Origin of the sequence: Thermomonospora sp. CIF 1 (assembly GCF_001896795.1) — a bacterium.
Classification (GTDB): Bacteria; Actinomycetota; Actinomycetes; order Streptosporangiales; family Streptosporangiaceae; genus Thermomonospora; species Thermomonospora curvata.
Genome location: NZ_MOYN02000007.1, coordinates 305617 through 331673, shown reverse-complemented (window position 1 = coordinate 331673; position 26057 = coordinate 305617). Strand labels below are relative to the sequence as shown.

General features: G+C 72.7%; 22 protein-coding genes. 10 read left to right on the top strand and 12 right to left on the bottom strand.

All coding sequences use genetic code 11. The features are described 5' to 3' along the window. Nucleotides 1–6 precede the first annotated feature (6 nt). On the bottom strand, nucleotides 7–930 hold the full coding sequence (gene deoC, locus BUE48_RS04220) for a deoxyribose-phosphate aldolase (protein ID WP_012851224.1): 924 nt from the start codon (nucleotides 928–930) through the stop codon (nucleotides 7–9). Between the two features lie 148 nt (nucleotides 931–1078). Here deoC and BUE48_RS04215 point away from each other — a divergent pair, with 148 nt between their 5' ends. Both BUE48_RS04215 and BUE48_RS04210 read left to right on the top strand, forming a co-directional pair. After that, nucleotides 1079–1888: an SAM-dependent methyltransferase gene (locus BUE48_RS04215; protein WP_012851223.1), complete on the top strand. Its 810-nt coding sequence runs from the start codon at nucleotides 1079–1081 to the stop codon at nucleotides 1886–1888. 111 nt (nucleotides 1889–1999) lie between these two features. After that, the gene (locus BUE48_RS04210; RefSeq protein ID WP_286988927.1) at nucleotides 2000–4864 is read left to right on the top strand and encodes a helix-turn-helix transcriptional regulator; all 2865 of its coding nucleotides are present in this window, start codon (nucleotides 2000–2002) and stop codon (nucleotides 4862–4864) included. Between the two features lie 7 nt (nucleotides 4865–4871). On the opposite strand, the gene BUE48_RS04205 is transcribed toward BUE48_RS04210, so the two are convergent. Together BUE48_RS04205 and BUE48_RS04200 are read right to left on the bottom strand one after the other, a co-directional pair. Beyond that, a complete protein-coding gene (locus tag BUE48_RS04205) occupies nucleotides 4872–5648 on the bottom strand; it encodes a class I SAM-dependent methyltransferase (RefSeq protein ID WP_245536970.1) in 777 nt (258 codons plus the stop codon). Nucleotides 5649–5920: 272 nt separating this feature from the next. Next, entirely contained in the window at nucleotides 5921–6679 is a 759-nt protein-coding gene (locus tag BUE48_RS04200) for an IclR family transcriptional regulator (protein WP_012851220.1), read from the bottom strand. 253 nt (nucleotides 6680–6932) lie between these two features. On the opposite strand from BUE48_RS04200, the gene BUE48_RS04195 reads away from it, so the two are divergent. Further along, nucleotides 6933–8885, top strand: a complete 1953-nt coding sequence (locus BUE48_RS04195) for an acyl-CoA dehydrogenase family protein (RefSeq protein WP_012851219.1) — start codon at nucleotides 6933–6935, stop codon at nucleotides 8883–8885. Nucleotides 8886–9078: 193 nt separating this feature from the next. On the opposite strand, the gene BUE48_RS04190 is transcribed toward BUE48_RS04195, so the two are convergent. The 4 genes from BUE48_RS04190 to BUE48_RS04175 all read right to left on the bottom strand — a co-directional run bounded on the left by BUE48_RS04190 (nucleotide 9079) and on the right by BUE48_RS04175 (nucleotide 11956). Continuing rightward, nucleotides 9079–9420 carry a MerR family transcriptional regulator gene (locus BUE48_RS04190; RefSeq protein ID WP_012851218.1) on the bottom strand — a complete coding sequence of 114 codons (342 nt, stop codon included), beginning with the start codon at nucleotides 9418–9420 and terminating at the stop codon, nucleotides 9079–9081. A 155-nt stretch (nucleotides 9421–9575) separates the two neighbouring features. After that, complete coding sequence (locus BUE48_RS04185) at nucleotides 9576–10010, bottom strand: Hsp20/alpha crystallin family protein (RefSeq protein WP_012851217.1); 435 nt, start codon at nucleotides 10008–10010, stop codon at nucleotides 9576–9578. Between the two features lie 168 nt (nucleotides 10011–10178). Further along, nucleotides 10179–11327 (bottom strand): acetyl-CoA C-acetyltransferase, encoded by a 1149-nt coding sequence (locus BUE48_RS04180; protein WP_286988923.1) that lies wholly within the window; start codon nucleotides 11325–11327, stop codon nucleotides 10179–10181. A 212-nt stretch (nucleotides 11328–11539) separates the two neighbouring features. Beyond that, entirely contained in the window at nucleotides 11540–11956 is a 417-nt protein-coding gene (locus BUE48_RS04175; RefSeq protein WP_286988922.1) for a hypothetical protein, read from the bottom strand. Between the two features lie 130 nt (nucleotides 11957–12086). On the opposite strand from BUE48_RS04175, the gene BUE48_RS04170 reads away from it, so the two are divergent. Together BUE48_RS04170 and BUE48_RS04165 are read left to right on the top strand one after the other, a co-directional pair. Beyond that, a complete protein-coding gene (locus BUE48_RS04170; RefSeq protein ID WP_012851214.1) occupies nucleotides 12087–12242 on the top strand; it encodes a hypothetical protein in 156 nt (51 codons plus the stop codon). Nucleotides 12243–12367: 125 nt separating this feature from the next. Further along, nucleotides 12368–13138 (top strand): class I SAM-dependent methyltransferase, encoded by a 771-nt coding sequence (locus BUE48_RS04165; RefSeq protein WP_286988921.1) that lies wholly within the window; start codon nucleotides 12368–12370, stop codon nucleotides 13136–13138. A 21-nt stretch (nucleotides 13139–13159) separates the two neighbouring features. On the opposite strand, the gene BUE48_RS04160 is transcribed toward BUE48_RS04165, so the two are convergent. The 4 genes from BUE48_RS04160 to pdxH all read right to left on the bottom strand — a co-directional run bounded on the left by BUE48_RS04160 (nucleotide 13160) and on the right by pdxH (nucleotide 18566). Beyond that, complete coding sequence (locus BUE48_RS04160; protein ID WP_286988919.1) at nucleotides 13160–15424, bottom strand: SpoIIE family protein phosphatase; 2265 nt, start codon at nucleotides 15422–15424, stop codon at nucleotides 13160–13162. 166 nt (nucleotides 15425–15590) lie between these two features. After that, nucleotides 15591–16289, bottom strand: a complete 699-nt coding sequence (locus BUE48_RS04155; protein ID WP_012851211.1) for an iron-dependent transcriptional repressor DtxR — start codon at nucleotides 16287–16289, stop codon at nucleotides 15591–15593. A 193-nt stretch (nucleotides 16290–16482) separates the two neighbouring features. Next, nucleotides 16483–17814, bottom strand: coding sequence for an MFS transporter (locus BUE48_RS04150; RefSeq protein ID WP_286988918.1), 1332 nt, complete (start codon nucleotides 17812–17814; stop codon nucleotides 16483–16485). Next, a complete protein-coding gene (gene pdxH, locus BUE48_RS04145) occupies nucleotides 17811–18566 on the bottom strand; it encodes a pyridoxamine 5'-phosphate oxidase (RefSeq protein ID WP_502694591.1) in 756 nt (251 codons plus the stop codon). Before pdxH ends, BUE48_RS04150 begins: the two co-directional genes overlap by 4 nt. A 90-nt stretch (nucleotides 18567–18656) precedes the next feature. Here pdxH and BUE48_RS04140 point away from each other — a divergent pair, with 90 nt between their 5' ends. From BUE48_RS04140 to serC, 3 genes are all read left to right on the top strand, one after another. Next, nucleotides 18657–19769 (top strand): citrate synthase 2, encoded by a 1113-nt coding sequence (locus BUE48_RS04140; protein ID WP_286988915.1) that lies wholly within the window; start codon nucleotides 18657–18659, stop codon nucleotides 19767–19769. Between the two features lie 194 nt (nucleotides 19770–19963). Continuing rightward, nucleotides 19964–20362 carry a hypothetical protein gene (locus BUE48_RS04135; protein WP_286988914.1) on the top strand — a complete coding sequence of 133 codons (399 nt, stop codon included), beginning with the start codon at nucleotides 19964–19966 and terminating at the stop codon, nucleotides 20360–20362. 63 nt (nucleotides 20363–20425) lie between these two features. Beyond that, nucleotides 20426–21538, top strand: a complete 1113-nt coding sequence (gene serC, locus BUE48_RS04130) for a phosphoserine transaminase (protein WP_012851206.1) — start codon at nucleotides 20426–20428, stop codon at nucleotides 21536–21538. A gap of 119 nt (nucleotides 21539–21657) precedes the next feature. Here serC and BUE48_RS04125 read toward each other — a convergent pair whose 3' ends face one another. Then, on the bottom strand, nucleotides 21658–22575 hold the full coding sequence (locus BUE48_RS04125) for a hypothetical protein (protein ID WP_286988912.1): 918 nt from the start codon (nucleotides 22573–22575) through the stop codon (nucleotides 21658–21660). A 414-nt stretch (nucleotides 22576–22989) separates the two neighbouring features. Between BUE48_RS04125 and BUE48_RS04120 the strand changes: the two genes are divergently transcribed. Both BUE48_RS04120 and BUE48_RS04115 read left to right on the top strand, forming a co-directional pair. Further along, nucleotides 22990–23982, top strand: coding sequence for an esterase-like activity of phytase family protein (locus BUE48_RS04120; RefSeq protein ID WP_012851204.1), 993 nt, complete (start codon nucleotides 22990–22992; stop codon nucleotides 23980–23982). Between the two features lie 74 nt (nucleotides 23983–24056). After that, nucleotides 24057–26027, top strand: a complete 1971-nt coding sequence (locus BUE48_RS04115) for a hypothetical protein (protein ID WP_286988909.1) — start codon at nucleotides 24057–24059, stop codon at nucleotides 26025–26027. Nucleotides 26028–26057: the final 30 nt, after the last annotated feature.

Here is a 26057-nt window from a genome sequence, read left to right as displayed (position 1 = left end):
GCCGTCCTAGTCCAGGCTGAAGTAGTCGGGGCCCGCATAGGCGCCGGTGGTCAGCTTCTGCCGCTGCATCAGCAGGTCGTTGAGCAGGCTGGAGGCGCCGATGCGGAAGTGGCGGGGGGTGAGCCAGTCCGGCCCGGCGACCTCGTTGACCAGCACCAGGTACCTGATGGCGTCCTTGGTGGTGCGGATGCCGCCGGCGGGTTTGACGCCGACCCGCCGGCCGGTGGCGGCGTGGAAGTCGCGGACCGCCTCCAGCATCACCAGCGTCACCGCGGGTGTGGCCGCCGGGGAGACCTTGCCGGTGGAGGTCTTGATGAAGTCGGCACCGGCCCGCATCGCCAGCCAGGAGGCGCGGCGCACGTTGTCGTAGGTGGCCAGCTCCCCGGTCTCCAAGATCACCTTCAGGTGCGCCTCGCCGCAGGCCCGCTTGACCTCGGCGATCTCCTCGAACACCGCCAGGTAGTCACCGGCCAGGAAGGCGCCCCGGTCGATCACCATGTCGATCTCGGTGGCGCCCGCCGCCACCGCGGCCCGCGTGTCGGCCAGTTTGGCCTCCAGCGGCGCCCGGCCGGAGGGGAAGGCGGTCGCCACGCTGGCCACCGCCACCCCCGAGCCGGCCAGCGCCCCCGCCGCCACCCCGGCCAGGTCGGGGTACACGCACACGGCCGCGACCTTGGGCACCGACGGGTCGGCCGGGTCGGGCCGCACCGCCTTGGCGCACAGGGCGCGGACCTTGCCGGGGGTGTCGGCGCCCTCCAGGGTGGTCAGGTCGACCATGGAGATCGCCAGGTCGATGGCGCGGGCCTTGGCGGTGGTCTTGATCGAACGGGCGGCCAGCCGGGCGGCCCGTTCCTCGGCCCCCACCTGGTCGACCCCGGGCAGTCCGTGCAGGAAAGCGCGCAGCTCGGCGTTGCTGCCGGGCGCGTCCATCGCAGTCTCCGTCGACACCCGCCAAGGATCTCCCATGCCCTGCGGCGGCACAAAACGCGCACCCGTCCATGCCGTGGCGTTCTGCCCGGGACGTTCACCCCGGCAAGTACGATCAAGCGACAGACAACGGACGTCCGTAGGAGCGGTGGTGTCGTCGGCAGGCTCGGCCCCCTCATCTCCCCTGCACACCGCCAACGTGGCGCGGATGTACAACTACCTGCTGGGCGGGCGGGAGAACTACGCCGCCGACCGGCAGGCCGCCGAGCATCTGCTGGCCATGGCCCCGGGCACCCGGGAGCTGGCCGTGGCCAACCGCCGTTTTCTGGAACGTGCCGTTCGGCATGCGGTGGAGCAGGAGGGCGTCCGCCAGTTCCTCGACCACGGTTCGGGCCTGCCCACCGCCGACAACGTCCACCAGATCGCCCAGCGCCACGACCCGTCCGCCCACGTGGTCTACATCGACAACGACCCGGTGGTGCTGGCGCACGGCCGGGCGCTGCTGGCCGACGGCCCCCAGACCGCCATGATCACCGCCGATGTGCGGCGGATCGAGCAGGTGCTGGACCATCCGGACGTCAAACGGCTGATCGACTTCTCCGAACCGGTCGCCGCCCTGTTCGTGTCGGTGCTGCACTGCGTGCCCGACTCCGGGGACCCGCCCGGGATCATCCGCCGGGTGGTCGACCGGCTGGCCCCGGGCAGCCTGGTGGTCCTCAGCCACCTGGTCTCCGAGGACGAGCGGGCGCGGCGGCGGCTGACGGACTTCCTGGACGGCGTCACCGGCGGCAACTGGGGACGGGTCCGCCGGCCCGAGGAGATCGCCTCCTGGCTGGAGGGGCTGGAGCTGGTGGAACCGGGCCTGGTGGAGGTCTCCGCCTGGCGTCCCGACCCCGGTGACGTCCCCGGGCCGCAGTCCAGCGAGTGGATCGAGCTGGGCGCCGTGGCCCGCGTGCCCTGAAGTCCCCGGCGAAAGCCCGCTCGGGGACGGCCCGGCAAGCCTCCGTCCCACCCCGCGGCAGGGCCGAAAAATCAGGCGAATCCGGCCGGGGCCGAGTGGCATGCTGGGGGTGTGAGCGCGTGTTCGGTCAGCCCCGTCCTCGTCGGCAGATCCACCGAGCTGGAACGGCTGCAGGAGGCGCTCGCCGAGGCCCCGGGGGCGATGCTGATCGGCGGGGAGGCCGGGGTCGGCAAGACCCGGCTGCTGCGGGAGTTCGCCGAGCGGGCGGGCGCCGGCGGGGCGCAGGTGCTGGTGGGCGGCTGCCTGGAGCTGGGCGCCGGGGGGTTGCCGTTCGCCCCGTTCACCGCGGTGCTGCGCGCCCTGGTGCGCCGGATCGGCATCGACGGGGTGGCGGGGCTGCTGCCGCGCTCGGCCACCGCCGGGCTGGCCCGGCTGCTGCCGGAGTTCGGCGAGCCGGAGAGCGACACCGCCTCCGGCGAGGAACGCGCCCGGCTGTTCGAACTGGTGCTCACCCTGCTGGAACGGCTGGCCGAGCGCGCCCCCACCGTGCTGGTGATCGAGGACGTGCACTGGGCCGACCGCTCCACCCGCGACCTGCTGGCGTTCCTGGCGCGCAACGTCAGTGCCGCCCCGCTGCTGGTGGTGGCGACCTACCGCACCGACGAGCTGCACCGCACCCATCCGCTGCGCCCGCTGCTGGCCGAGCTGACCCGGGTGGAGCGCGTGCGCCGCATGGAGCTGACCCGGCTGAGCCGCGGCGAGGTCGGCGAGCTGGTGCGCGGGCTGCTGGAGGGCGAGCCGCCGGCCGGGCTGGTGGAGCGGGTGTATGAGCGCAGCGAGGGCAACCCGTTGTTCGTGGAGGCGCTGCTGGCCGACGACGGCGAGCGCGCCCTGCCGGAGTCGCTGCGGGACCTGCTGCTGGCGGCCGTCCAGAAACTGCCCGAGGAGACCCGCGAGACGCTGCGGGTGGCCAGCGCCGGCGGCACCCGCATCGAGCACGCGCTGCTGGCGGCGGTCTCCGGGCTGGACGATGCCGCACTGGCCCGGGTGCTGCGGCCGGCGGTGGAGGCCAACGTCCTGGTGGTGGACGGCGACGGGTACGCCTTCCGGCATGCGCTGATCCGCGAGGCCGTGCACGACGACCTGCTGCCCGGCGAGCACACCCAGCTGCACGCCCGCTACGCCGAGGCCTTGGAACGCGATCCGGCGCTGGTGCCCTCGGGGCGGCTGTGGGTGCTGCTGTCGCACCACTGGTACTCGGCGCACGAGCCGACCTGGGCGCTGGTGAGCGCTTGGCGGGCGGCCAACGACGCCCGCAAGGCCGCCGCCTACGCCGAGCAGCTGGCGATGCTCTCACGCGTCCTGGAGCTGTGGTACAAGGTGCCCGACGCCGCCGCGCGGATCGGCGCCCGCCATGTCGAGGTGCTGGAGCAGGCCACGCTGGCGGCCGAGCTGGCCGGCGAGCACGAACGCGGCGTCAAGCTCGCCACCGCCGCGCTGCGCGAGGCCGAGGCGGCGGGCGACGACGCCCGCTGCGCCGCCCTGCTGGAGCAGCGCGGCCGGATGTCCTATGAGCTGGGACGGCCGGAATACATCGACGACCTGCGGGCGGCCGCCGCCCGGCTGCCCGCCGATCCGCCCAGCGCGGTGCGCGCCCGCGCACTGGCCTCCTTGGCCCACTACGCGCGGCCGCGCAACAACGACGGCGAGGCCCTCGCCGCGGCCCGCGAATCGCTGGCCCTGGCCCGCCGGATCGGCGACACCGCCGCCGAGATCAACGCGTTGCTCACGCTGTTTTGCGTGGGCATCGACTACAGCGGCGGCCTGGCGGAGCTGGAGGAGGTCGAGCGGATCGTCCAGCGGTCGGGCGAACGGCATCCGCTGCTGCGGGTGGCGGTGCTGCGCTCGCATTTCCTGGAGGGCGCCGGACGGCACGCCGAGGCCGCCGAGGTGGCCCGCCAGGGGGTGGAACTGGCCCGCGAGGTGGGCCTGTCGCGCACTCACGGCGCGTGGCTGTCGGTCAACCTGGCCGAGCCGTTGGTGTCGCTGGGCCGCTGGGATGAGGCGCTCAGCTGCCTCAAACAGGCCCTGGACCAGGACCCGATGGCCGTGGTCCGCACCTCGCTGCACGTGTTGGCCGGTGAGGTGGCGCTGGCGCGCGGCGATCTGGCCGAGGCCGAGGCGCACCTGGGTCCGGCCGGCGACATCAAGTGGCGCGAGGCCCAGGACTACTTCGCGATGCTGCGCCTGGAGTCGGCGCTGCGGCTGGCGCAGGGCCGCATCGGCGAGGCGCTGGCGGCGGTGGAGAACGTGCTGGAGTGCCCGGGCCTGTCGGACGACGCCCGGTACGCCTGGCCGGTGCTGGTGATCGGCGCCCGGGCCTGCGGCGAGTGGTCCGACCGCGCCGCCGCGGCGGCCATGCTGGAACGCATCGAGAAACGGGCGGCCGAGCTGGCCGTGCAGGGGCCCTTGCAGGAGGCGCACCGCCTGACCTTCGAGGCGCAGCTGGCCCGGGCCCACGGCCGGCGGGATCTCGCCGCCTGGGACGCCGCGGCCGCCGCCTGGGAGCGCATCGGCCAGCCGTTCGCGCGGGCCCGCGCGCTGGCCGAGGCCGCCGAGGCGGCCTTGGCCGGCGGCGAGCGCGACCTGGCCGCCCGCCGGCTGCAGGAGGCCGAGGCCCTGGCCGGACGGCTGCGGGCCGCCCCGCTGGTGCGGCGTCTGGAGGAGACGGCCCGCCGGGGCCGCCTGAACGGCACGGCGCCGTCCGCCGCACGGTCCCCTTACGGGCTGACCCCCCGCGAACTGGAGGTGCTGCGCCTGGTCGCCCAGGGCCGCACCAACCGCGAGATCGCCGAGGTCCTGTTCATTTCGGCCAAGACCGTCAGCGTCCACGTCTCCAACATCCTGGCCAAGCTCCAGGTCCCCACCCGGGGCGAGGCCGCCGCCACCGCCCACCGCCTGGGCCTGGCGGACTGATCCGGCCTTAAGGCCGGTGCGGGACGCGGGCGACGCAGAAGACGGTCTGCCCGAACGGCGGGCGGATCACCTTCTCGATCAGCCGGGTGGCCGGGACGACCGTGCGGTCGTAGATCTTGACCAGCCGCGGGTCGGGGTAGCCGGCGCCGCCCCGGCGCACCGCCACCCACCAGGCGATGCCGCCCAGGAAGTTGATCGGCTTGCACACCTCGGGGATGAGCCCGGCCGCGCGCACCGAGCGGGTCAAGGTGGCCGGGGTGTAGCGGGTGACGTGCCCGACCTTGCGGTCGAAGTCGCCGTACAGCTGCATGTAGCCGGGCACCCAGATGATGATGCGGCCGCCGGGCTCGGTCACCGCCGCCAGGTCCTTGAGGGCCTGCACGTCGTCTTTGATGTGCTCCAGGACGTTCATCATGACGACGGTGTCGACCCGCTGCCTGATCTTGATGGCGGCCGGCAGCGCCAGCTCGATGACCTCCACATCGGGGTTGCCGGCGTGGCGTTTGCGCAGCTGCTCCACGCAGTAGGGGTCGCTGTCGCTGACCACCAGGTAGTCCAGGCGGCCGACGAACTGCTCGGAGAAGTGGCCCAGGCCCGAGCCCACCTCCAGCATGGAGCGGCCCACGTGCGGGGCCACCATGTCGTACTCGTATTTGCGGTAGTTGCGGGCCTCGTCGCCGCCCAGGTGGTTCTCCAGAGCGCCCTCTCCGGCCGCGGGCTGGACGATCTCCCCTTCGCCCGGAACGGGCGGTGCCGGCCGGGGCCTGCTCCCCAGCAGCTTCACGAGAGTGCCGGCAATGGACTTTCGCTGCTTGGCTGACTGCATCGGTTTCCGCTCGCTGGTCGCACCACCCGGCCCGCCACCGATGTGCTGCTCGCATTCGTTTGTCGGTTCTCGCCGGATCGGCGGAAAGGGCCGCCGCACGGGCGGCTCCGAGGCGGGCCGATCTCGGGCTTTGAAGACCGGTTCAGTCTATCCACAGGCGCACCGGGAAACGGGCGCGGCACTGGATGAAACTTCTCGCACTTCCGGACGGCCGGGCACAAGGCGGGGTTTCACCCGGTGAGGGTGAAGGCCCGCTGGATGAGGGCGGCGGTGGCGCGCAGGCGGGGGACGGCGGTCTGCAGCCGGGGCAGGTCGCCGGCGCGGCAGGAGATCGCCAGGGCGCCCGCCACGGTGCCGCCGGCGTCGGTGACCGGCACGGCCAGGCAGTCGGTGCCCAGGGCGTACTCCTCGCGGTCGAAGGACAGCTCGCCGAGGGCGCGCAGAACGCGCAGCAATTCCCGGCGGTCGGTGATGGTGTTGGGGGTCAGCTCGGCGAGGGGGTGCCGTGCCAGGTAGTCCAGCCGGGCCTCCTCGTCCAGCTGCCGCAGCACGCACTTGCCGATCGCGGTGGCGTGCGCCGCGTCCTCGAACCCCACCCACAGGTTCACGCGGGGGGCCCGGGGACTGTCGGCGATGTCCATGACGCGGATTTCACCGTCGATGTGCATGCCGAAGTAGGAAGCGGCGCCGAGTTCGTCGCGCAGCGCCGCCAGGGCGGGCCGGATGCGGCTCAGCACCTGCTGGAGGCGGCTTTGGCCCTGCAGCGCCTGCACCCGGTCGCCCAGCACCCACACCCCGGGGGGCAGGCGCCTGGCGTAGCCCTCGTGGGCCAGCGTGCGCAGCAAGTGGTAGGTGGTCGCCAGGGGTAGCCGCGCCTCCCGGGCCAGCTGCTTGGCCGGCGCGCCGTTGGGGTGCACGGCCACCGCTTCCATGAGACGCAGTGCCCGCTGCACCGAGGCGATGAGCGTGGGTTTCCGTGTCTCGTCCATTACCGGCAGCGAACCCTTTCTGACCCGGCCAGTCAAGAACTTTGCCGCTGCCTCCGCGATTGCATCACCTTTCCGGCGGCCGGTATAACGATTCCGCTGAATTCTCTTTGGCATACAAGTGAAATGGAACGCTCCTTTTCTCGGGCGGCGGCGGCGCGGCCCGGTCTCCCGGCGGCCGGACCGGGTAGGAGGCAAAGGTCCCCATCCGGTCGCCGTCCGGCGGCCGGAGTGCAGACCGCGCGAAGGAGCCGAGATGAGCGAAGCGAACCGCGAGCCGACCTCCACCATGACCGCCCAGGCCCCCGTCGCGGTGGACGAGCGCACCGCCCGCAAGGTCGCCGAGGCCGCCCGCGAGACCGAGTGGCGGCTGCCCAGTTTCGGAAAGCAGCTGTTCATGGGGCGATTGCGGCTGGACCTGGTCCACCCGCATCCGCGTCCTTCCGCGCAGGACACCGAACGCGGCGAGGCGTTCTTGGCCAAGCTGCGCGAGTTCTGCGCCGAGCAGGTCGACCCGGTCCGCATCGAGCGCGAGGCCCGCATCCCCGATGAGGTGGTGGCCGGGCTGCGGGAAATCGGCGCGCTCGGCATGAAGATCCCCGAAAAGTACGGCGGATTGGGGCTGAGCCAGTTCTATTACGGCCGGGCGCTCATGCTGGTGGGGTCGGTCAGCCCGGCGCTGGGGGCGCTGCTATCGGCGCACCAGTCCATCGGCGTCCCGCAACCGGTCATGCTGTTCGGCACCGACGAGCAAAAGGAAACGTGGCTGCCGCGCTGCGTCAACGAAATCAGCGCGTTCCTGCTCACCGAGCCGGACGTGGGCTCCGACCCGGCCCGGCTGCGCGCCACGGCGGTGCCCACCCCGGACGGCGAGGAGTACGTGCTCAACGGGGTCAAGCTGTGGACGACCAACGGGGTGGTCGCCGACCTGCTGGTGGTGATGGCCCGGGTGCCGGAGTCCCCGGGGCACCGCGGCGGCATCTCGGCGTTCGTGGTGGAGGCGGACTCCCCCGGCATCACGGTGGAGAACCGCAACGCGTTCATGGGGCTGCGCGGCATCGAGAACGGCGTCACCCGCTTCCATGACGTGCGGGTGCCGGCGCGCAACCTGATCGGCCGGGAGGGCGCCGGGCTGAAGATCGCGCTGACCACGCTCAACACCGGCCGGCTGTCGCTGCCGGCATTGTGCGCGGGCGGCGGCAAGTGGGCCGCCAAGATCGCCCGCGAGTGGTGCCGCGAACGGGTGCAGTGGGGCCGGCCGATCGGCGAGCACGAGGCCATCGCCGGCAAGCTGGCCTTCATCACCGCGACCACCTACGCCCTGGAGGCGATGGTGGATCTGGCCGCCCTGCTGGCCGACGACGAGCGCAACGACATCCGCATCGAGGCGGCCCTGGCCAAGCTGTACGGCTCGGAGATGTCCTGGCGGATCGCCGACGAGCTGGTCCAGCTGCGCGGCGGCCGGGGCTATGAGACCGCCGAGTCGCTGGCCGCCCGGGGCGAACGGGGGGTGCCGGCCGAGCAGCTGCTGCGCGACCTGCGCATCAACCGGATCTTCGAGGGCTCCACCGAGATCATGCACCTGCTGATCGCCCGGGAGGCGGTGGACGCCCACCTGGCGGTCGCCGGGGACATCATCGACCCGGAGGCCACGCCGGCCGCCAAGGCCCGGGCCGCCGCCCGCGCCGGGGGCTTTTACGCCCGCTGGCTGCCGACGCTGGTCAGCGTGCCCGGCCGCTCCGACGGCTCCTACGGCGAGTTCGGCCCGCTGGCGCCGCACCTGCGCTATGTGGAACGCTGCTCGCGCAGGCTGGCCCGGTCGGTCTTCTACGCCGCCGCCCGCTGGCAGGGCGCGCTGGAGCGCAAGCAGGGCTTTTTGGGCCGGATGGTCGACATCGGCGCCGAGCTGTTCGCGATGACCGCGGTGTGCGTCCGCGCCAGGAGGGACGCCCGGGGTCCGGCCGGCGCCGGCGCCTACGAGCTGGCCGGTGCGTTCTGCGACCAGGCCCGGCTGCGGGTGGAGGCGCTCTTTGACGCCCTGTGGCGCAACACCGACGCCAGGGACTCCAGGCTCGCCCGGCGGATCATGGCCGGTGAGTTCACCTGGCTGGAGGAGGGCGTGCTGGACCCGTCCATCCCGGGCCCGTGGATCGCCGACACCACCCCCGGCCCCAGCAAGGCCGAGGACGTGCACCGCAAGATTCCCTGATCGGTTCGCGAAGACCGCTCTCGCCGATCCCGGCGGCGCCGGGATCGGCGAGAGCCTCGGGCCGTGTGCCGGTGCGTCCCCCCACGGGGAGTTATCGGTCTTTGCGGGACGGCCGCGGTTCCAGGCCGCCTCCATGAGCTCTGCGCGTTCCGGGCCTTGCGGGCGTCCCGCCGCGGGCAAGGGGTCCGGCGGGCTAACCGCGTCCGGACTCCAGGTCGCGGATGCGGCGGCGGGCGGCCTCCAGTTCCGCCTGCAGGTGCTGGACCTGCTGCTCCAGCTCCAGGATGCGGCGGATGGCGGTCAGCGTCATGCCCTCGCTGACCAGCTCCACCACGTACTGGACGCGGCGGATCTCGACCCGGGAGTAGCGGCGCTGGCCGCCGGGGGTGCGGCCGGGGCTGACGACCCCGAACTCGTCCAGGCGGCGCAGGAACGCCTGCTGGACGCGCAGCATGGAGGCGACCTGGCCGACCGAGTACAGGGGGGCGTGGGCGTCGTCCACCGGCAGCCTGGCATCGTCGGACGGCGAACTCATGGCTCAAGCCAATCATCATCCGGCCACTCTTCCGGCAGATCGCCGACCGCGTCGTCCACGGGGACGGCCCGGCGGCGCACACACCAGGGTGCGGCGAGGCCGTCGCTCGCCGCACCCTGGGTTCCGCGTTCGCCGGGCCGCAGGCCGGCGGGCGGTCAGGCGGTGAGGGACTTGCGTCCCTTGGGCCGCTGGACTTCGACCTTGCGCGGCCGGGCCCGCTCCAGCACCGGGATCCGCACGGCCAGGACGCCGTTGTCGTAGGCGGCCTGGATGCCGTCGGCGTCCAGGTGCTCCGACAGGTAGACGCGGCGGGTGAAGGCGCCCATCGGCCGTTCGCGCACGAACACCCGGTCGTCGTCGGCGTACTCCTCCTCGCGGCGGGCGCTGACGGTCAGCACGCCGCGGTCGACGGTGACCTCGATGGAGTCGGGGTCGATGCCCGGCAGGTCGAAGCGCAGCAGCACCTCATCGGGGCGGCGGATGCCGTCCATCGGCATCACGGCCTCGGCCTGGCCGGTGAACTGGCGGGTCAGCCGGTCGAACTGGCGCTCGAACTCCTGGACGAAGGGGTCGATGGACGTCAGCAGCATGGCCGGGAACCTCCCTCTCCGTGGACTACTTGCCTCTTCGCTTAGAGATAACTTCCAACTCGATTTGGAGATTCCCTGCATCCAGAGTTTTAAACATCCGGGGCGGAAAACGAACGAGGGCGGGACCCGCATGCGGGTCCCGCCCTCGCCGGCGGTCGAGCTACCAGGTCACAGGCGCTCGATGATGGTGGCGTTGGCCTGGCCGCCGCCCTCGCACATCGTCTGCAGGCCGTAGCGGCCGCCGGTGCGCTCGAGCTCGTGCAGCAGCTTGGCCATCAGGATGCCGCCGGTGGCGCCCAGCGGGTGGCCCAGCGCGATGGCGCCGCCGTTGGGGTTGGTCTTGGCCGGGTCGGCGCCGATCTCCTTCAGCCAGGCCAGCACGACCGGGGCGAACGCCTCGTTGATCTCGGTGACGTCGATGTCGTCGATGCTCAGGCCGCTCTTCTCCAGCGCCTTGCGGGTGGCCGGGATCGGGCCGTCCAGCATGATCACCGGGTCCGAGCCGACCACCGCCAGGGTGTGGATGCGGGCCCGCGGGGTGAGGTTGTGCCGCTTGACGGCCTCCTCGGAGGCGATCAGCAGGGCCGAGGCGCCCACCGAGATCTGCGAGGAGACCGCGGCGGTGAGCTCCCAGCCCTCGCGCAGCGGCTTGAGGGTGGCCATCTTCTCCAGCGTGGTGTCCGGGCGCACGCCCTCGTCCTGGGTCAGCCCGTTCAGCGGGGCGATCTCCCGCTCGAAGTAGCCCTTCTCCAGGGCGTTGGCCGCCCGGCGGTGGCTCTCCAGCGCGAACTGCTCCAGGTCACCGCGCTTGAAGCCCCACTTCTCGCACATCAGCTGCGCGCCGCGGAACTGCGAGATCTCCTGCTGGCCGTACCGCTCGCCCCAGGCCGGGCCCCACGGGAGGCCGGCGGTCGGGCCCTCGGGGCCCATCGGGACCGAGGAGCCCATCGGCACCATGGCCATGTTCTCCACGCCGGCCGCGACCACCAGGTCCTGGGTGCCCGACATCACGGCCTGGGCGGCGAAGTGCACGGCCTGCTGGGAGGAGCCGCACTGCCGGTCGATGGTGACACCCGGCACGTGCTCGGGCAGGCCCGCCGACAGCCAGGCGGTACGGGCGATGTCCAGGGTCTGCGCGCCGACCTGCATGACGCAGCCCATGATCACGTCTTCCACGGCGGCCGGGTCGACCCCCGTGCGGTTCATCAGCTCCTTGAGCACATGGGCCCCGAGGTCGGCGGAGTGCACGTCCTTGAGGGCACCCTTCTTGGTGCCCACGGGGGTACGGACCGCGCCGACGATGTACGCCTCGGCCACGACGCCTCCAGATCTTTGCGTAGGGGTTCCGTCCCGGAACCGAAACCGAGCGGGATTCGGTACTCGTCAGTACGAGGTTACATGGTGCCGCCCGCCGCGTCGCGGGCGGTGGCCCCCCGGTTTGCAAAGGGCCGTCATTTCAGGGCATACCCATTGGTCATCGGATCACCGCCGAACCGGGTTCCACCGCCCGGCACGCCACCGCGACCGGGTCAGCCGGTCAGGTCCTTGACGACCTTGGCGGCGCCGAGGCCGGCGGCCGTGGCGGCGACGGAGGTGAACATGCTCGCCGCCCACAGCGGGACCCCGCGGACGCCGTCGCGCTTGACGCCGGCCTTCACCCCGGCCACCGCATCCAGCGTGTCCACCATCAGGCCCAGCCGAGCCCACATCACCCGGCCCTTGGCGCCGCTCAGCAGGTAGCCGGCCCCCAGCGCGATCTCCCGGGAGGCGAAGATCCTGGTCACCAGGTCGCGTCCGGCGTCCCTGCCGCCGCCGGCGCCCATCAGGCGGGCGCCCACCGCCGGCGCCAGAAACGAGGTCACCCCCAGCGCCAGCCTGCCGTACGCCAAGCGCACCATCAGGTCGTCGAGGCGGTCTCGCCGCTGCTCTTCGTTCACATCTGTCACAAGCGGGAGCGTATCCCCCCGCCGACTTGTATTCGACACCAGGTCGAACAAAGATCCGCCGGGCGCCTGAGCGAACCGCCCCGCAAACGCTTAGGCTGCTGACAGCCCCTTGAATCACCGAGGTGACCGCATGACGGGATTCATCCTCCTGTTCTTCATCGCGGTGCTGTGCGCCTACCTGGTGCGCTTCGTCGCCGCGCGGCTGCGCTGGTCCGTCCCCAGCTACAGCGGGGTCATCATCGTCGTCATGATCGCGGTCCTGGCGGTGTGGGGAAGATCTCTGTGATCCCGCACCCCGCCGGACGCGCGCGGGGTGAAAAAGCTCCATAGGGGCAATGTCCGAACTTCTCCCCCGGCCGCGGCGTCTCAGCTGAGAAAGCTGCTTCCCCGCGCGGCAAGGGAGACGACGACGTGCCACCCACTCCGGCCAAGGCCCGCCCCCCAAGGAGCACGGTCTCCCCGCACGTGGGCCGGTTCGTGGACTTCGCCGAGCCCTCATCGGCCGACGACTGCCTCGGCCTCTGCCATGGGGACGGGCCGCTCCCGGCCGCGCTGGAACCGCTGGTCCGGCGCTTCACCCCCTTCGACCCGGCGCATCCGGCTTCCGGCGGCACCGGACCGCAACCGGCCGCCGCCCCCGCAGGACGCACCCCCACCGTGCTGTTCGACCGCCGGCGGCCGGGTGCCGCCCCAACGGCGGCCGGCGCCGGGGCGCTGCCCTACCAGGACGGCGCTTTCACACTGGTCATCTCGCATTTTTCGATCCAGCGGCTGGATGACCCGGCGCGGGTGCTGTGCGAGATGGTGCGGGTCTGCCGCGGCGGCGGCAAAGTGATCATCGCCGAGCAGGTGCGGCCCGCCCGGCACGCCTCCGAGCGCGACCGGCTGGAGCGGCTGCGCGACCCCGGACACCGGGGCCTGCCCTCGCTGGAGAAGCTCATCACGCTGCTGACGCAGGCGGGCGCCCGGGTGCGCCGCCTGGACCGGCTCAACGTGGAACGGCCCCTGGAGCCCTGGCTGGAGGCCGCCGCGGACCCCCAGTGCGCCGAGGCCATCCGGCAGGCGCTGCTGGAGGAGGTGGACGGCGGGCCGTGCACCGGGGCCCGGCCCCGCGTCATCGGCGGCGAGCTGTGGGTCACCCACACCTGGGCGCACCTGGCCGCCGAACCCCACGGCCGCTGAAGGCCACGGCCCCCTTTCCGGTCAGGCCCCCACCGGGCCTCCGGGCTCCAAAGGCAGCTCGAACCAGACGGCCTTGCCGTCGGCGGTCGGCCGGGCGCCCCACCGGGTGGCCAGCTGATCCACCAGGTACAGGCCGCGGCCGCCCTCGTCGGTCTCCCCGGCGCTGCGGATGCGCGGCAGCCGCAGGTCGGAGTCGAAGACCTCCACCCACAGCGAACGGGCGCCGCGGCGCAGCCGCAACCGGAACTCCTTGGTCGCCGGCTCCCGGCGGCCCAGCTCCACGCCCAGGTCCCACAGCTCCTCTTCCAGCGACGGCAGCGCATCGCTCCCCGCGCCCAACCCGCCCACCTGGGGCATCACCGGCTCCCGGCGCGGCGCCGGGGCGCTGGCGGCGTGCAGCACCACGTTGGTGACCACCTCGGAGACCAGCAGGCAGGCCAGCTCGGCCTGCTCGGGGTCCACGCCCCAGGCGGCGAAGGTGTCGGCGGCCATGCGCCGCGCCTCGGAGACCATGATCGGCTCGGCCGCGAAGACGCGCTGCTCGACCGCCAGCTCCTCATCGGAGGTGCGGATCACCACGATCGCCACATCGTCGTCGATGTCGCCCGGCACCGCCTCATAGGCGGCGTTGGCGATCGTCTCCACATCCTCGTGGGCGACCGCGGCCACCGCCTCGCGCAGCATCCGGCGGGACTCCTCACGGCTGTAGTACGTCCCGTCCTCGCGGGGCCGCCGGTCGATCAGGCCGTCGGTGTAGAGCACCAGCGTGGAGCCGGGCTTGAGCTCGCAGCTCTCCTCGTTGAACAGGATCTCCCCGCCCACCCCGGAGCCGCGCACCCCGAGCATGGCGCCCTTGCTGTCGAACTCCAGCTCACCGACCTTGCCGTCTTGGATCAGCAGCGGCGGATCGTGCCCGGCGTTGGCGAACGACAGCACCCGCGACCAGGCGTCGTAGACGAAGTAGGTGCACGACACCAGCGTCGGACGCGGCTGCTCCTCGCCGGGCCGGGGCCGCCGGGACTTGCTCATCGCCCGGGTCCACTCATCCAGCTTGCGCAGGATCTCCGCGGGCGGCTTGTCGTCTTGGGCGAAGGCCCGCAGCGCGGCGCGCAGCTGCCCCATGACCGCGGCCGAGCGGGCGCCCCGGCCCTCCACGTCCCCGATCACCAGGCCCACCCGGCCCGCCGACAGCGGGATCACGTCGTACCAGTCGCCGCCGACCTGGGTCTGGATGCCGTGCCCGTGGGATTCCAGCGGCCGGGCCGGCTCATAGCGCCAGGCGATCTGCAGCCCGTCCAGCCGGGGCGGGATGTCGCCGGGCAGCAGGTCCTTTTGGAAGGCCAGCGCGGTCTCGCGCTCGGCCTCGAACAGCATCGCGTTGTCGACCGCCAGCGCCACCCGGCCGGCGATGGCGCCGACCAGGTCGCGGTCGAAGCCGTCGTAGTGCGGGTCGGGCCGGTTCCCCAGGCCCGACAACGCCAGGCTCATCACGCCCAGCAGCTCGCCGCGGGCCAGCAGCGGGGCGGCGATCACCGAGGTGACGCCCACCTCCCGGCTGAGGTTCATGCTGGCGGTGCTGGGGGCGGAGAACCGGTGCTGCATCAGGTCCTCCACCAGCACCGCCTCCCGGCGGGCCATGGCCTTGCTGCAGAAGTGGTCGGGAGGGTAGGACACCGGCTCGCCGACCTGGGCCCAGGTGCCCGGCGGCGGGGTCCAGCCCCCGGTGTGGCGGGAGACGCGGCGGATCAGCCGGTCGCCGCTGAACAGGTCGATGAAGCAGTGGTCGGCGAACTGCGGGACCAGCGTGTCGGCCATCTGCCGCAGCGTGGTGGCCAGCTCCAGCGACCCGGCCAGCCGCTCGCCGATGCGCTCCAGCAGCCCGAAGCGCTCCCGGTCGCGCTGGTTGCTGCGGAAGGCCTCGCGGGCGAAGATGACGGTCCCGTCCACCGAGCCGGAGGGATGGCGCAGCGGGACGGCCTGAGCGCGGGTGTAGAAGGTGGTCCCATCAGCCCGGATGTTGCAGAAGGTGCCCTCCCACACACCGCCCTTGAGAACGTGCCGGGCCAGCTCGGTGGCCTGGTCGCGGTCCTCCTCGGCGATGCCCAGATCCAGCACCGACCGCCCGATGGACTCCTCGCCCCGGAAGCCGAACAGCCGCTGGGCGTACTCGTTGCTGTAGATGATGTTGCTGAAGCGGTCGCAGACGATGACCGCCATCTCCATCTGGTCGAGGACGGTCTGCGGCGGCAGTTGCGCCTCGAAGGAGGACTCACCCCACCGCTTCATCGGACCTCTGCTTCCCCGGTTACAGCAGCGAGCACGACCTGCCCCCTCATGGACGCCGTACACGCCTCCTTGGTATTGAACGACAAAAACACGTTCCGGATACGCGGGTACAGCTTCTCACTGAGGAGATCTTCGGTACAGGGCGGGGAGGTCACCGGCAAGATATTCAGCGCTTGGTGACGAACACGTGCTCGGCCAGGCGGCGCGGCAGCTCGGCGGTGCCGTCCGGCTCGCCCTCACAGCTCACCCGAACGCCGTCCGGACTGCTCTCCAGCATCACCTCGCGTCCCGGTTGGATGCCCAGCCGCTTGAGGATGAGCATCAGGTCGCTGTCGTTTTGCACCTGCTCGCTGATCCGCCGGACCACCGCGGGGGTGCCCTCCGGGGTGGCGACCTCGGTCATCACGTTCAGCGGGCCGGTCTCCTCGCCCTCCTCGGTGACGCCGAGCTCCTCCAGACCGGGGATGGGGTTGCCGTGCGGGCAGTGGGTGGGGTACCCCAGCAGCACCACCAGGCGCCGCTCGACCTGCTCGCTCATCACGTGCTCCCAGCGGCACGCCTCGATGTGGACGTCCTCCCAGGGCAGCCCGATGATGTTCACCAGCAGGCACTCGGCGAGCCGGTGCTTGCGCATCACCCGGGTGGCCAGTCCCCGGCCGGACGGGGTGAGCTCAAGGTGCCGGTCTCCCTCGACCCGCAGCAGGCCGTCGCGCTCCATCCGGGCGACCGTCTGGCTCACCGTCGGGCCGCTTTGGGACAGGCGCTCGGCGATCCGCGCGCGCAGGGGAACGATCCCCTCCTCTTCGAGCTCGAACACCGTACGGAGATACATCTCCGTCGTGTCGATCAGGCCATGTGAGGTCAAGGCTCCCTCCGCTCTTGAAGCTCCAAGTCTACTTCGTCGGGGCCCGGCACAGGCGTGCGTTGACGTGACCGTGCGCATTCCCGAAGTAACGAATGCCGCACGGGATAACGACAACGCATGATGAGCCTCGGACCTTCCCATGACGGTGGCCCCCACCCGCGCGCCACGACGGCGGGCGGCCCGGCCCGCCGGATCACTCGTCCGTCTTGGGCTCCGGAACGTCCTGGGGCTTTGGCAGGTGCTCGGGCACCGGCCCCTGGCGGCGGGTGTCGTAGCGCAGGAAGGCCGGCACGCACAGCGACACAACCACCACCAAGACCGCGCAGGCCAGGCCCCCGCCCACCCAGGAGGCGGTGGCCCCGGTGACCGCCGCGGTGGCCCCGGCGCGCAGGTCGCCGAGGCGGGGCCCGCCGGCGACCACGACGACGAAGACGCCCTGCATGCGCCCGCGCATCTCGTCGGGGGCGTAGGTCTGCAGGATCGTCTGCCGGAACACCGCCGACACCAGGTCGGCGGCCCCGCCGACGGCCAGCAGCACCACCGCCGGCCACAGGCTGTGGGCCAGCCCGGCGGCGGCCACCGCCAGGCCCCACACCGCGATCGAGACCACCAGCGCCACGCCCTGGCGGTGGACGCGCTCCATCCACCCCGACAGCAGCCCGCCCAGCACCGCGCCGATGGAGATGGCGCCGAACAGCCAGCCCACCGCCTCCTCGCCGCCGAAGCGGGTCTCGGCCAGCTCGGGGAACAGCGCCCGGGGCATGGCGATGCTCATCGCGATGATGTCCACCACGAACGACATCAGCAGCACCGGCTGGGTGGCCAGGTACCGCAGGCCCTCGGCCACCGAGCGCAGGCCGGGGCTGCCGGTGCGCTCGCCCAGCGGCGGGATGGGCGGCAGCCGCAGCGCCGCATACAGCACGGCGGTGAACAGCACCGCGTCCAGGGCGTAGGCGACGGCGTAGTCCCAGCGGGCCAGCACGAACCCGGCCAGCAGCGGCCCGGCCATCATCCCCACCTGGCTGGCGGTGAAGTTGAGGGTGTTGGCGGCGGGCACCAGCCGTTTCTCCAGCAGGCGGGGGATGATCGCGCCGCGGGTGGGCGAGGCCACCGCGAACCCGGAGGCCTGCACCGCCACCAGGGCCATGATCAGCGCCAGGCTGTCCAGCTCCAGCAGCGCCTGCACCAGCAGCAGCAGGGTGGAGACCCACATCACGCAGGAGGCCAGGAACAGCAGCCTGCGCCGGTCCATGTGGTCGGCCACGGCGCCGCCCCACAGGCCGAAGGCGATCAGCGGCACCAGGTTGACCAGGCCGAGCACCCCCACCCACAGCGAGGCGCGGGTCATGTCGTAGACCTGCACCGGCACCGCCACGGCGGTCACCTGAAAGCCCAGGAAGGACACGCTCTGGCCGAGCCACAGCCGGCGGAAGGCCGGATGCGCCAGCGGCCGGGTGTCGATCGTCAGCCGCCGCCGGGAGGATGCGGCCGTCTCGGAGGGTTTGGAGTGCTGTTCCGTTGTCACGGGCACAGTCTCTCGATGACCCACTCGCGCGCTTCGGCGGTCCCCTCCGCATCGCCGGTCCCAAGGGGCGGCACGCGGCGGTAGCGGATGCGGTCGTGCATGCGGTTGGGCCGGCCCTGCCAGAACTCGATCTCCTGGGGGACCACCAGGTAGCCGCCCCAGAAGGGCGGCACCGGCACCTTTGGGGCGCCCGGCACCTCATCGGGGTCCGGCCAGCGCGCGGCCAGCTCGGCGTACCGGGCGTCCAGTTCCTCCCGCGAGCCGATCACCGAGGACTGGCGGCTGGCCCAGGCGCCGATCTGCGAGCCGTGGGGCCGGCTGCGGAAGTAGGCGGCCGACTCCTCCTCCGGCAGCCGCCGCACCGGCCCGCAGATCCGGACCTGGCGGTGGATGGCGTGCCAGGGGAACACCAGTGCGGCCACCGGGTTGGCCGCCAGCTCTCGCCCCTTTCGCGAAGTGTGGTTGGTGAAGAACCTGAATCCATCGGTTCCGTACCCTTTGAGGAGAACGGTCCGCGCGCTGGGCACCCCCTCGGGCGAGGCGGTGGCCAGCACCATCGCGTTGGGTTCGGGCAGTCCGGACGCCAGCGCGTCGGTGAACCAGGCGGCGAACAGGTCGACCGGGTCGCGGGGAAGGTCGTCCGGGAAGGAGGAGCGCACCGTCCCGTCGCTTTCGTACGCGCTGCGGAGCCGGGCCGGATCAGGGTGTTGTCGCACAGTGCCTGAGCCTCTCACCTGGGCGGAATGCGTCATGTGGGGACCTGGGTACTAAGCGGTAACAGCGACAGGGTTCAATGAACCTTCACCGCCTTATCACTCTTGGGGACGAAAGGCAGGACGAACATGTCCGACTTCAAACCCGGTCTTGAGGGGGTCGTGGCCTTCGAGACCGAGATCGCCGAACCGGACAAGGAGGGCGGCGCCCTGCGGTACCGGGGCGTCGACATCGAAGATCTCGTCGGCCGCGTCTCCTTCGGCGACGCCTGGGGCCTGCTGGTGGACAACAGCTTCGACCCGGGCCTGGCTCCGGCCGAGCCGCACGTCCTGCCGCACCGCTCCGGCGACGTCCGCGTGGACGTGCAGGGCGCGCTGCCGGCCCTGGCCACCGCCTACGGGATGCGTCCGCTGCTGGACATCAGCGACGAGGAGGCCCGTGCCGACCTGGCCCGAGTATCGGCGCTGGTGCTGTCGTTCGCGGCCCAGTCGGCCCGCGGCGCCGGCCTGCCCATGGTCCCACAGCGCCGCATCGACGAGGGACGCAACATCACCGAGCGTTTCATGATCCAGTGGCGCGGTGAGCCCGACCCCCGCCACGTCAAGGCCATCGACGCCTACTGGGTCTCGGCCGCCGAGCACGGCATGAACGCCTCCACCTTCACCGCCCGCGTCATCGCCTCCACCGGCGCCGACGTGGCGGCCAGCTTCGCCGGAGCGATCGGCGCCATGTCCGGTCCGCTGCACGGCGGCGCCCCCGCCCGGGTGCTGCCGATGATCCAGAAGGTGGAGCAGATCGGGGACGCCCGCAAGGTCGTCACCGACATCCTGGACGCCGGGGAGCGCCTGATGGGCTTCGGCCACCGGGTCTACCGGGCCGAGGACCCGCGCGCCCGGGTGCTCCGCCGCACCGCCAAGGAGCTGGGTGCCCCCCGCTACGAGGCGGCCAAGGCGTTGGAGGACGCAGCCCTGTCGATCCTGCGCGAGCGCCGTCCCGACCGCGCCATCGAGACCAACGTCGAGTTCTGGGCCGCGGTGATCTTGGACTTCGCCGAGGTTCCTCCCGCGATGATGCCCGCCATGTTCACCTGCGCCCGCACCGCCGGGTGGGCGGCGCACGTCCTGGAGCAAAAGCGCACCGGCCGCCTGGTCCGCCCCAGCGCCCGGTACGTGGGGCCCGGCCCGCGTCCCATCACCGAGGTCGCCGGTGCCGACGCCGCTCTCAAGCGCAACGCCGAGTGACCTTCGGCCCAGCCCAGTGAGCTTCGGCTCATAGGAGCCCGCCGGAGCGCGCTCCGGCGGGCCGCTTCTTTCTCCACGTGTTTTTTATCACGTGATCCAGGCCACGGAGCCGATTTCGGCCAGGTTGCCCCTCCCGTCCGGCCGGTCCCAAAGGACCTCACGGCCATCGGGCCGGGTTTGTCATCATGGGGCGTGTGACGCACTCCCGCCCCCACGACGCCGACGGCCTCGCCGCCCCCGGTGAACGCGCCGGGAGCCGGGAGCCGGCCCCGCGCTCCGCCGGCGACTTCGACGAGCTAGAGGAGTTCGACGAGCCGGAGGCAGCGCGCCCCCAGGCGGTGCTGGAGGAGCTGCGGCGGCAGGAGGCCGAACGCCGGGCCAGGCGGCGCCGCCGGGACGCGGTCTCGCGCAAGGTGGTCGGCTGGATCGTGGCGGCGGCGCTGGCGCTGCTGCTGCACGACTCGGTCCGGGCGCTGCGGCGGGCGGTCTCCGCCGGCGACCCGTGGGGCGAGCACGCCGCGGTGGCCGTCGCGGCGGCGCTCGGGCTGGTCTGGCTGCTGGCGGTGGGAATCCGCGCGCTGCGCCGCAGATGAGAGGTTCATCTCAGGATCTGGACGGCTGCGAGTTCGATCTCCCAGCTCATCTAAGGTGTTCACGTGACTGAAATCGTCATCCCCGCAGACCTCAAGCCAGCCGACGGCCGTTTCGGATGCGGCCCGTCCAAGGTCCGTCCCGAGCAGTTGCGCGCGCTCGCCGAGTCGGGTGCCGCCTACCTGGGCACCTCGCACCGGCAGGCGCCGGTCAAGTCGCTGGTGCGCCGGGTCCGCGAGGGACTGGCGGAGCTGTTCTCCCTGCCGGAGGGCTACCGGGTGCTGCTCAGCAACGGCGGCACCACCGCCTTCTGGGACGCCGCCGCCTTCGGGTTGATCCGCCGCAAGTCCCAGCACCTGACCTTCGGGGAGTTCTCCAGCAAGTTCGCCAAGGTCGCCAAGGCGGCCCCGTGGCTGGAGGAGCCGTCGCTGATCTCCGCCGAGCCCGGCTCCCACCCGCTGCCGCGGGCCGAGGACGGCGTGGACGTCTACGCGCTGACCCACAACGAGACCTCCACCGGCGTGGCGATGCCCATTCAGCGGGTGGGCGGGGAGGACTCGCTGGTGCTGGTGGACGCCACCTCCGGGGCCGGCGGCCTGCCGGTGGACATCACCCAGGCCGACGTCTACTACTTCGCGCCGCAAAAGTGCTTCGCCTCCGACGGCGGGCTGTGGGTGGCGCTGGTCTCCCCGGCCGCGCTGGAGCGGATCGAGCAGATCGCCTCCTCCGACCGCTACATCCCGGAGTTCTTCAACCTCAAGACGGTCATCGACAACTCCGCCAAGGACCAGACCTACAACACGCCCGCGGTGGCCACGCTGCTGCTGTTCGCCGAGCAGATCGAGTGGATGAACGCCCAGGGCGGCCTGGCCTGGACCACCGCGCGCACCGCCGACTCGGCGCAGCGGCTGTACACGTGGGCGGAGAAGTCCTCTTACGCCACCCCGTTCGTGGCCGACCCGGCGCAGCGCTCCCAGGTGGTGGGCACCATCGACTTCGTCGACTCCGTGGACGCCGCCGCGGTGGCCAAGACGCTGCGGGCCAACGGCATCGTCGACACCGAGCCCTACCGCAAGCTGGGCCGCAACCAGCTGCGCATCGGCATGTTCCCGGCCGTCGACCCGGCCGACGTCGAGGCGCTGACCGCCTGCATCGATTACGTGGTCGAGCGCCTGTAGGCGTCCTCAAGGCGCGCAAGACGCCCGGGTGAACCTGAGGGCCGCAGGGGCCGCATCCTGCGGCCCTCAGGCGTCCGTGGGGGCGGCCCGTCCGGTACCGCCCCCGGTCCACGGGGAGGTCACCTCAGGGCGGGAAAGCCTCCGGTGCCGCTTTTGCGCACGGCGTGCCGCAGCTCGGCGCGGTCCCGGTCGCGGTCGGCCGCGGTGAACCCCTCCCAGACCCCCTCCTCCAGGTCGCAGGGCCGCGCGGTGGGCACGAACTCGGCGCGGGCGCTGATGTGCGGGACGGGGGTGCACGAGATCTCCAGGTAGGTGCCCTCGCGCAGCATGACCGCGGAGGCGAACTCCACGCTGGTGCACCGCCGCACCTCGCGGAACCAGCGGGGGTTGGAGGCCCAGTACATGTTCTGCTCGGTGTCGATCGCCACCACCAGCGGGCTCAGCGCGGCGCGGGCCAGGTGCACCCGGTCGGGACGGGCCCGGTCCACCCACGCCAGCGCGGCCCGGCCGACCAGCGCCTGCAGCACCTCGACGACCGCGGCCACCTCCCGCCGGCCGGCCAGCGCCTGCAAGATCGCCTCACTGTCGCTGCCGCCCCGTCCCCGCGGCAGGGCGAAGCGCTCGCGCAGCGCGGCGGCCTCGACGTCCCCGTTGTGGGCGCCCACGATCCCCGCGCCGGGGCCGGGCACCGCCAGCGGGCCGGCGTCGGCCAGCCGCTCCCGTCCGCCCTGGGTGGCCCGGCGGGTGTGGCCGATCGCCACGGGGGCGCAGTCCAGCAGCGGCAGCAGCAGGTCCGGGCGCCACACCCGGCTGAACCGGCCCCGTCCCTTGACGATCCGGCAGCCGTCGACGCTGATGTCACCGGCCTCCAGGGGCACGGGGGCGTCGCGGGTCACCGGCCGCCCGGTGAACAACGCCACTCCGGCGGAGTCGTCGCCCCGTTCCTCGGCCAGCATGCCGAGCACCACGAAGGCGTCGGAGGCCTTTTCAGGGTGCGCCGCGGCAGGGGAGCGCAGCAGCCCGAACAGTCCGCACATGCCAGTTGAGACGCCGCCGCGGCGCCCGCGGTTCATCGGAGGCGCCGATCCCCGGGGCGCGGCACCATCGGAGGGCAAATAGGCTTGCAAAAGTGAACCGTTCGCCCCGATGGCTGCTGCCGACCGTCCTGACCGTGCTGGTCCTCATCGTGATCATCGGTTCGCTGATCGGCTGACCCGCCCGGCCGGGCCGCCCGCCGCCTTTTCGTTCCCTTCCCGGCATGTCACCTCCTGGCGGGCCGGGACGGAGCCGACGGGGCGATGCGGTCCCCGGCCTCCGGACGCCGCGCTCCCGGGGAGGCGTGCCGGCCAGGGTCATCCGGCCTTGCGGCGGCGCCGGGCTCGTCCCCGCGGAGGATGCCCTCCCGCCGGCGATCGGCGATGATCGATGCCGAGGGAAACGGGAGGACGAGTTTGCGCATACGGGCCGCGGCGATTCCGCTCGCCTGCCTGCTGGCGTGCGCCTGGGCCGGAGCGGCCGAGGGAAGTGCCCGGGACGAGGAGGCCACCCGCCTGCTGACGATCCGCGACCCGCGGATCTCCGAATCCAGCGGGCTGGCGGCCAGCAGACGGCATCCGGGGGTGCTCTACACCCACAACGACTCCGGCGGCGCCCCCCAGATCTTCGCGATCGGCCCCGACGGGCGGACGCTGGCCACGCTCACGCTGGCGGGCGCCGGTGCCCGCGACTGGGAGGGCATGGCGATCGGGAAGGACGAGCAGGGCCGGCCGGCGCTGTTCGTCGCCGACATCGGCGACAACCACGGCGGGATCTGGCCGCACGTCACCGTCTACCGCATCCCCGAGCCGTCCGAGCTGCGCAGCCAGACGCTGCGGGCGACCGCGTTCCGCTTCCGGTACGCCGACGGGCCGCGCAACGCCGAGACCTTCATGATCAACCCGCGGACCAACCGGATCTACATCGCCAGCAAGCAGCTCTCCGGCGGGCTGTATGAGGCCCCGGCCCGGCTGCGCACCGACGGCTACAACATCCTGCGCAAGGTCGGCAGGGCGCCGCTGCTGGCCACCGACGGGGCGTTCGCGCCCGACGGGCGGTCGCTGGTGATCCGCACCTACTCGTCCGCCCGTATCTACTCCTTCGATGAGAACGCCGAGGAGAAGATCAAACCGCTGCGCAGCATCCGGCTGCCGCGCCAGGAGCAGGGCGAGTCGATCACCTACACGCCCGACGGGCGGGCGCTGCTGGCCGGTTCGGAGGGCGTCGCCCAGCCGATATGGCGGGTGCCGCTGCCCGAGCGGGTCCGGCCCGACCCCACCCCCGCCCCCACCGAGTCCGGGCGGCGGGAGTCGCAGCGGCGGGAGCCGGACGACCGCAACGTGGGCGTGGTCCTGGCGGTCGGGATCGCGCTGGCGGTCGGCTACGGCATCCTGCGCCGGCGGTCCTGACCGGCGGGCCAGTGAGGTATTCGACCACCGAGTCAGCGGCGGGAGCGGCGTCACACATGTCAGGATCGGGGACTGTGCAACCAGAGCTCGTCGGCCAGTCCTGGACGGGGGCCGCGGGACGGCGGCGCCCGGTCGGCGGCGTGCCGTTCACACTGGCGGCCTTGGTGGTGGCGCTGCTGCCGATCCGCCCCGCCTGGCTGTGGGCGGCCCTGATCGCCGTCGCCGTGGCGATGCCCTGGCTGATCGGCGTGCTGCGGCCGCGCCGCCCCCACCCCTATTGGCGGCTGTCGGCGGACGGCCTGCAGCAGATCGGCCCGGACGGGCGGGTCATCACCGGGTATGCGCGCGAGCGCATCGAGGAGCTGGCGCTCACCGCCGAGGACGGCTACCTGACGGTCTTCCACAAGTTCGGCCGCGCCCCGGTGGGTGAGCTGTCGTGGATGGGCTTTGAGCCGCTGGCGTTCTATGTGACCGCGCGGCGGCTGGGGCTGCCGATGCGGGTGCTGGACGGCGACGTCGGGCGGCTGTCGGACGGCGGGCTGGCGCCTCCGGGACGGCCGGTGCCCGACCACACCGCCGAGGCGCGGCTGCTGGCGCAGGAGGCCGAGCTGCTGGCCGCCGCGCACGAGCCCCGCCCGCTGCCGGCCGAACGCCGCGAGCCGGCCCGGCTGAGCGCCCCGGCCGAAAACCCCGGGCGGCTGCGCGTCTTGGCGCTGGGGGCGCTGGTCGCCCTGCTCGGCGCGCTGATGGTGGCCCGGATGGCGGTGCAGTTCCCCGACCTCGTCCCGCTGCTGTCGCGGATGGCGGCCGCCGGGTGGGTGCTGGTCGGCCAGGCGGCCCTGCACGCGGTGCACCGCAGGCTGCTGCGCGAACGGCCGGTCCGCTGGACGATCACCACCGGGCGGCTGGTGGTGCGCCGCGGGCGCGGCCGGCGGCGCCGGTCCCGGGAGCTGCGGGTGCACGCCGGGGACACCGCCGCGCTGGTGGTCGGCCCCGGCGTGCGGGTGGACCCGATCAGCGGCCGGCCCGGCCCCTGCCGGCTGTCGGTGCTGGCCTTCGACCACCGGATGGGGCTGCTGGCCCGGCTGCCGGCCGATGGGCTGGATGAGTTCCAGCTGGTCCACGAGCTGCACGAACACGGCTGGCGGGTGATCACGCCGGGGGCGAACACCCCCCGCCCCTCCGTCTACGGGCTGGACGGGCTGCCGGAGGTCTTCGCCCAGGTGCCCGGGGGCCGGCTGGTGGTCACCGACGACGGGCTGGGCTGGGCGGATGCGGCCGGGGACGTGGTGCTGCGGATGCCGGCCGACCGCATCGGCGGGATCGAGCTGCTGACCATCGACGGGCGGGCCTGGCTGCGGCTGCACGGCTCCGACGGCGAGGAGTTCTTCGCCGCCCCGCTGGCGGTGCTCCGGATCTCCCGCACCGATCTGCGCGAGCAGGCCCGCAAAGCCGGCCTGCCGGTCTCCGACGCCGAGTACGACGCCTACCTGTCGGCCGCCTTTCACAGCGCCGTGGCGGCCCTGTCCGAGCCGGAGGCCGACGCGGCGCCCCCGCCCGAGGACGGCCCGGTGGTGACGGTGGACGCCACCCGGCGCTCCCGGATCAGCACCTACCTGGCGAGCATGGTGATGTGCGAGACCGCCGCGGTGCTGGGCGCCCTGTGGCTGGGCGACGCCCTGGGCGGCGCCCGGCAGACCCTGCTGTGGGCGGTCCCCGCCGGGCTGCTGACCGGCCTGGTCGGCTACTGGCTGTATGACCGCAACCGCGACCAGCTGCACATCTCCCCCGCCGGCATCGCCGTGGTCAGCCGGCGCGGCAAGGTCGCCTGGAACCTGGCCCGCGGCACCGTGGGCGGCGTCGGCATCGACGACTCCACCGACCAGGCCCCCCGCCTGGTGGTCTGGAGCCCCGCCGGCCGCGTCCTGCGCCGCCTCTCCTTCCCGCCCGACCTGGCCGAGCTGCGCCGCGCCTGCGAACGCTACGGCCTGCCCTGGGGTCCCCCGGACGCCGACCGCCGGGCCCTGCCGCCCCCGGAGCTGTGACCGCCCCGTCACTACGGATCTCACAAATTG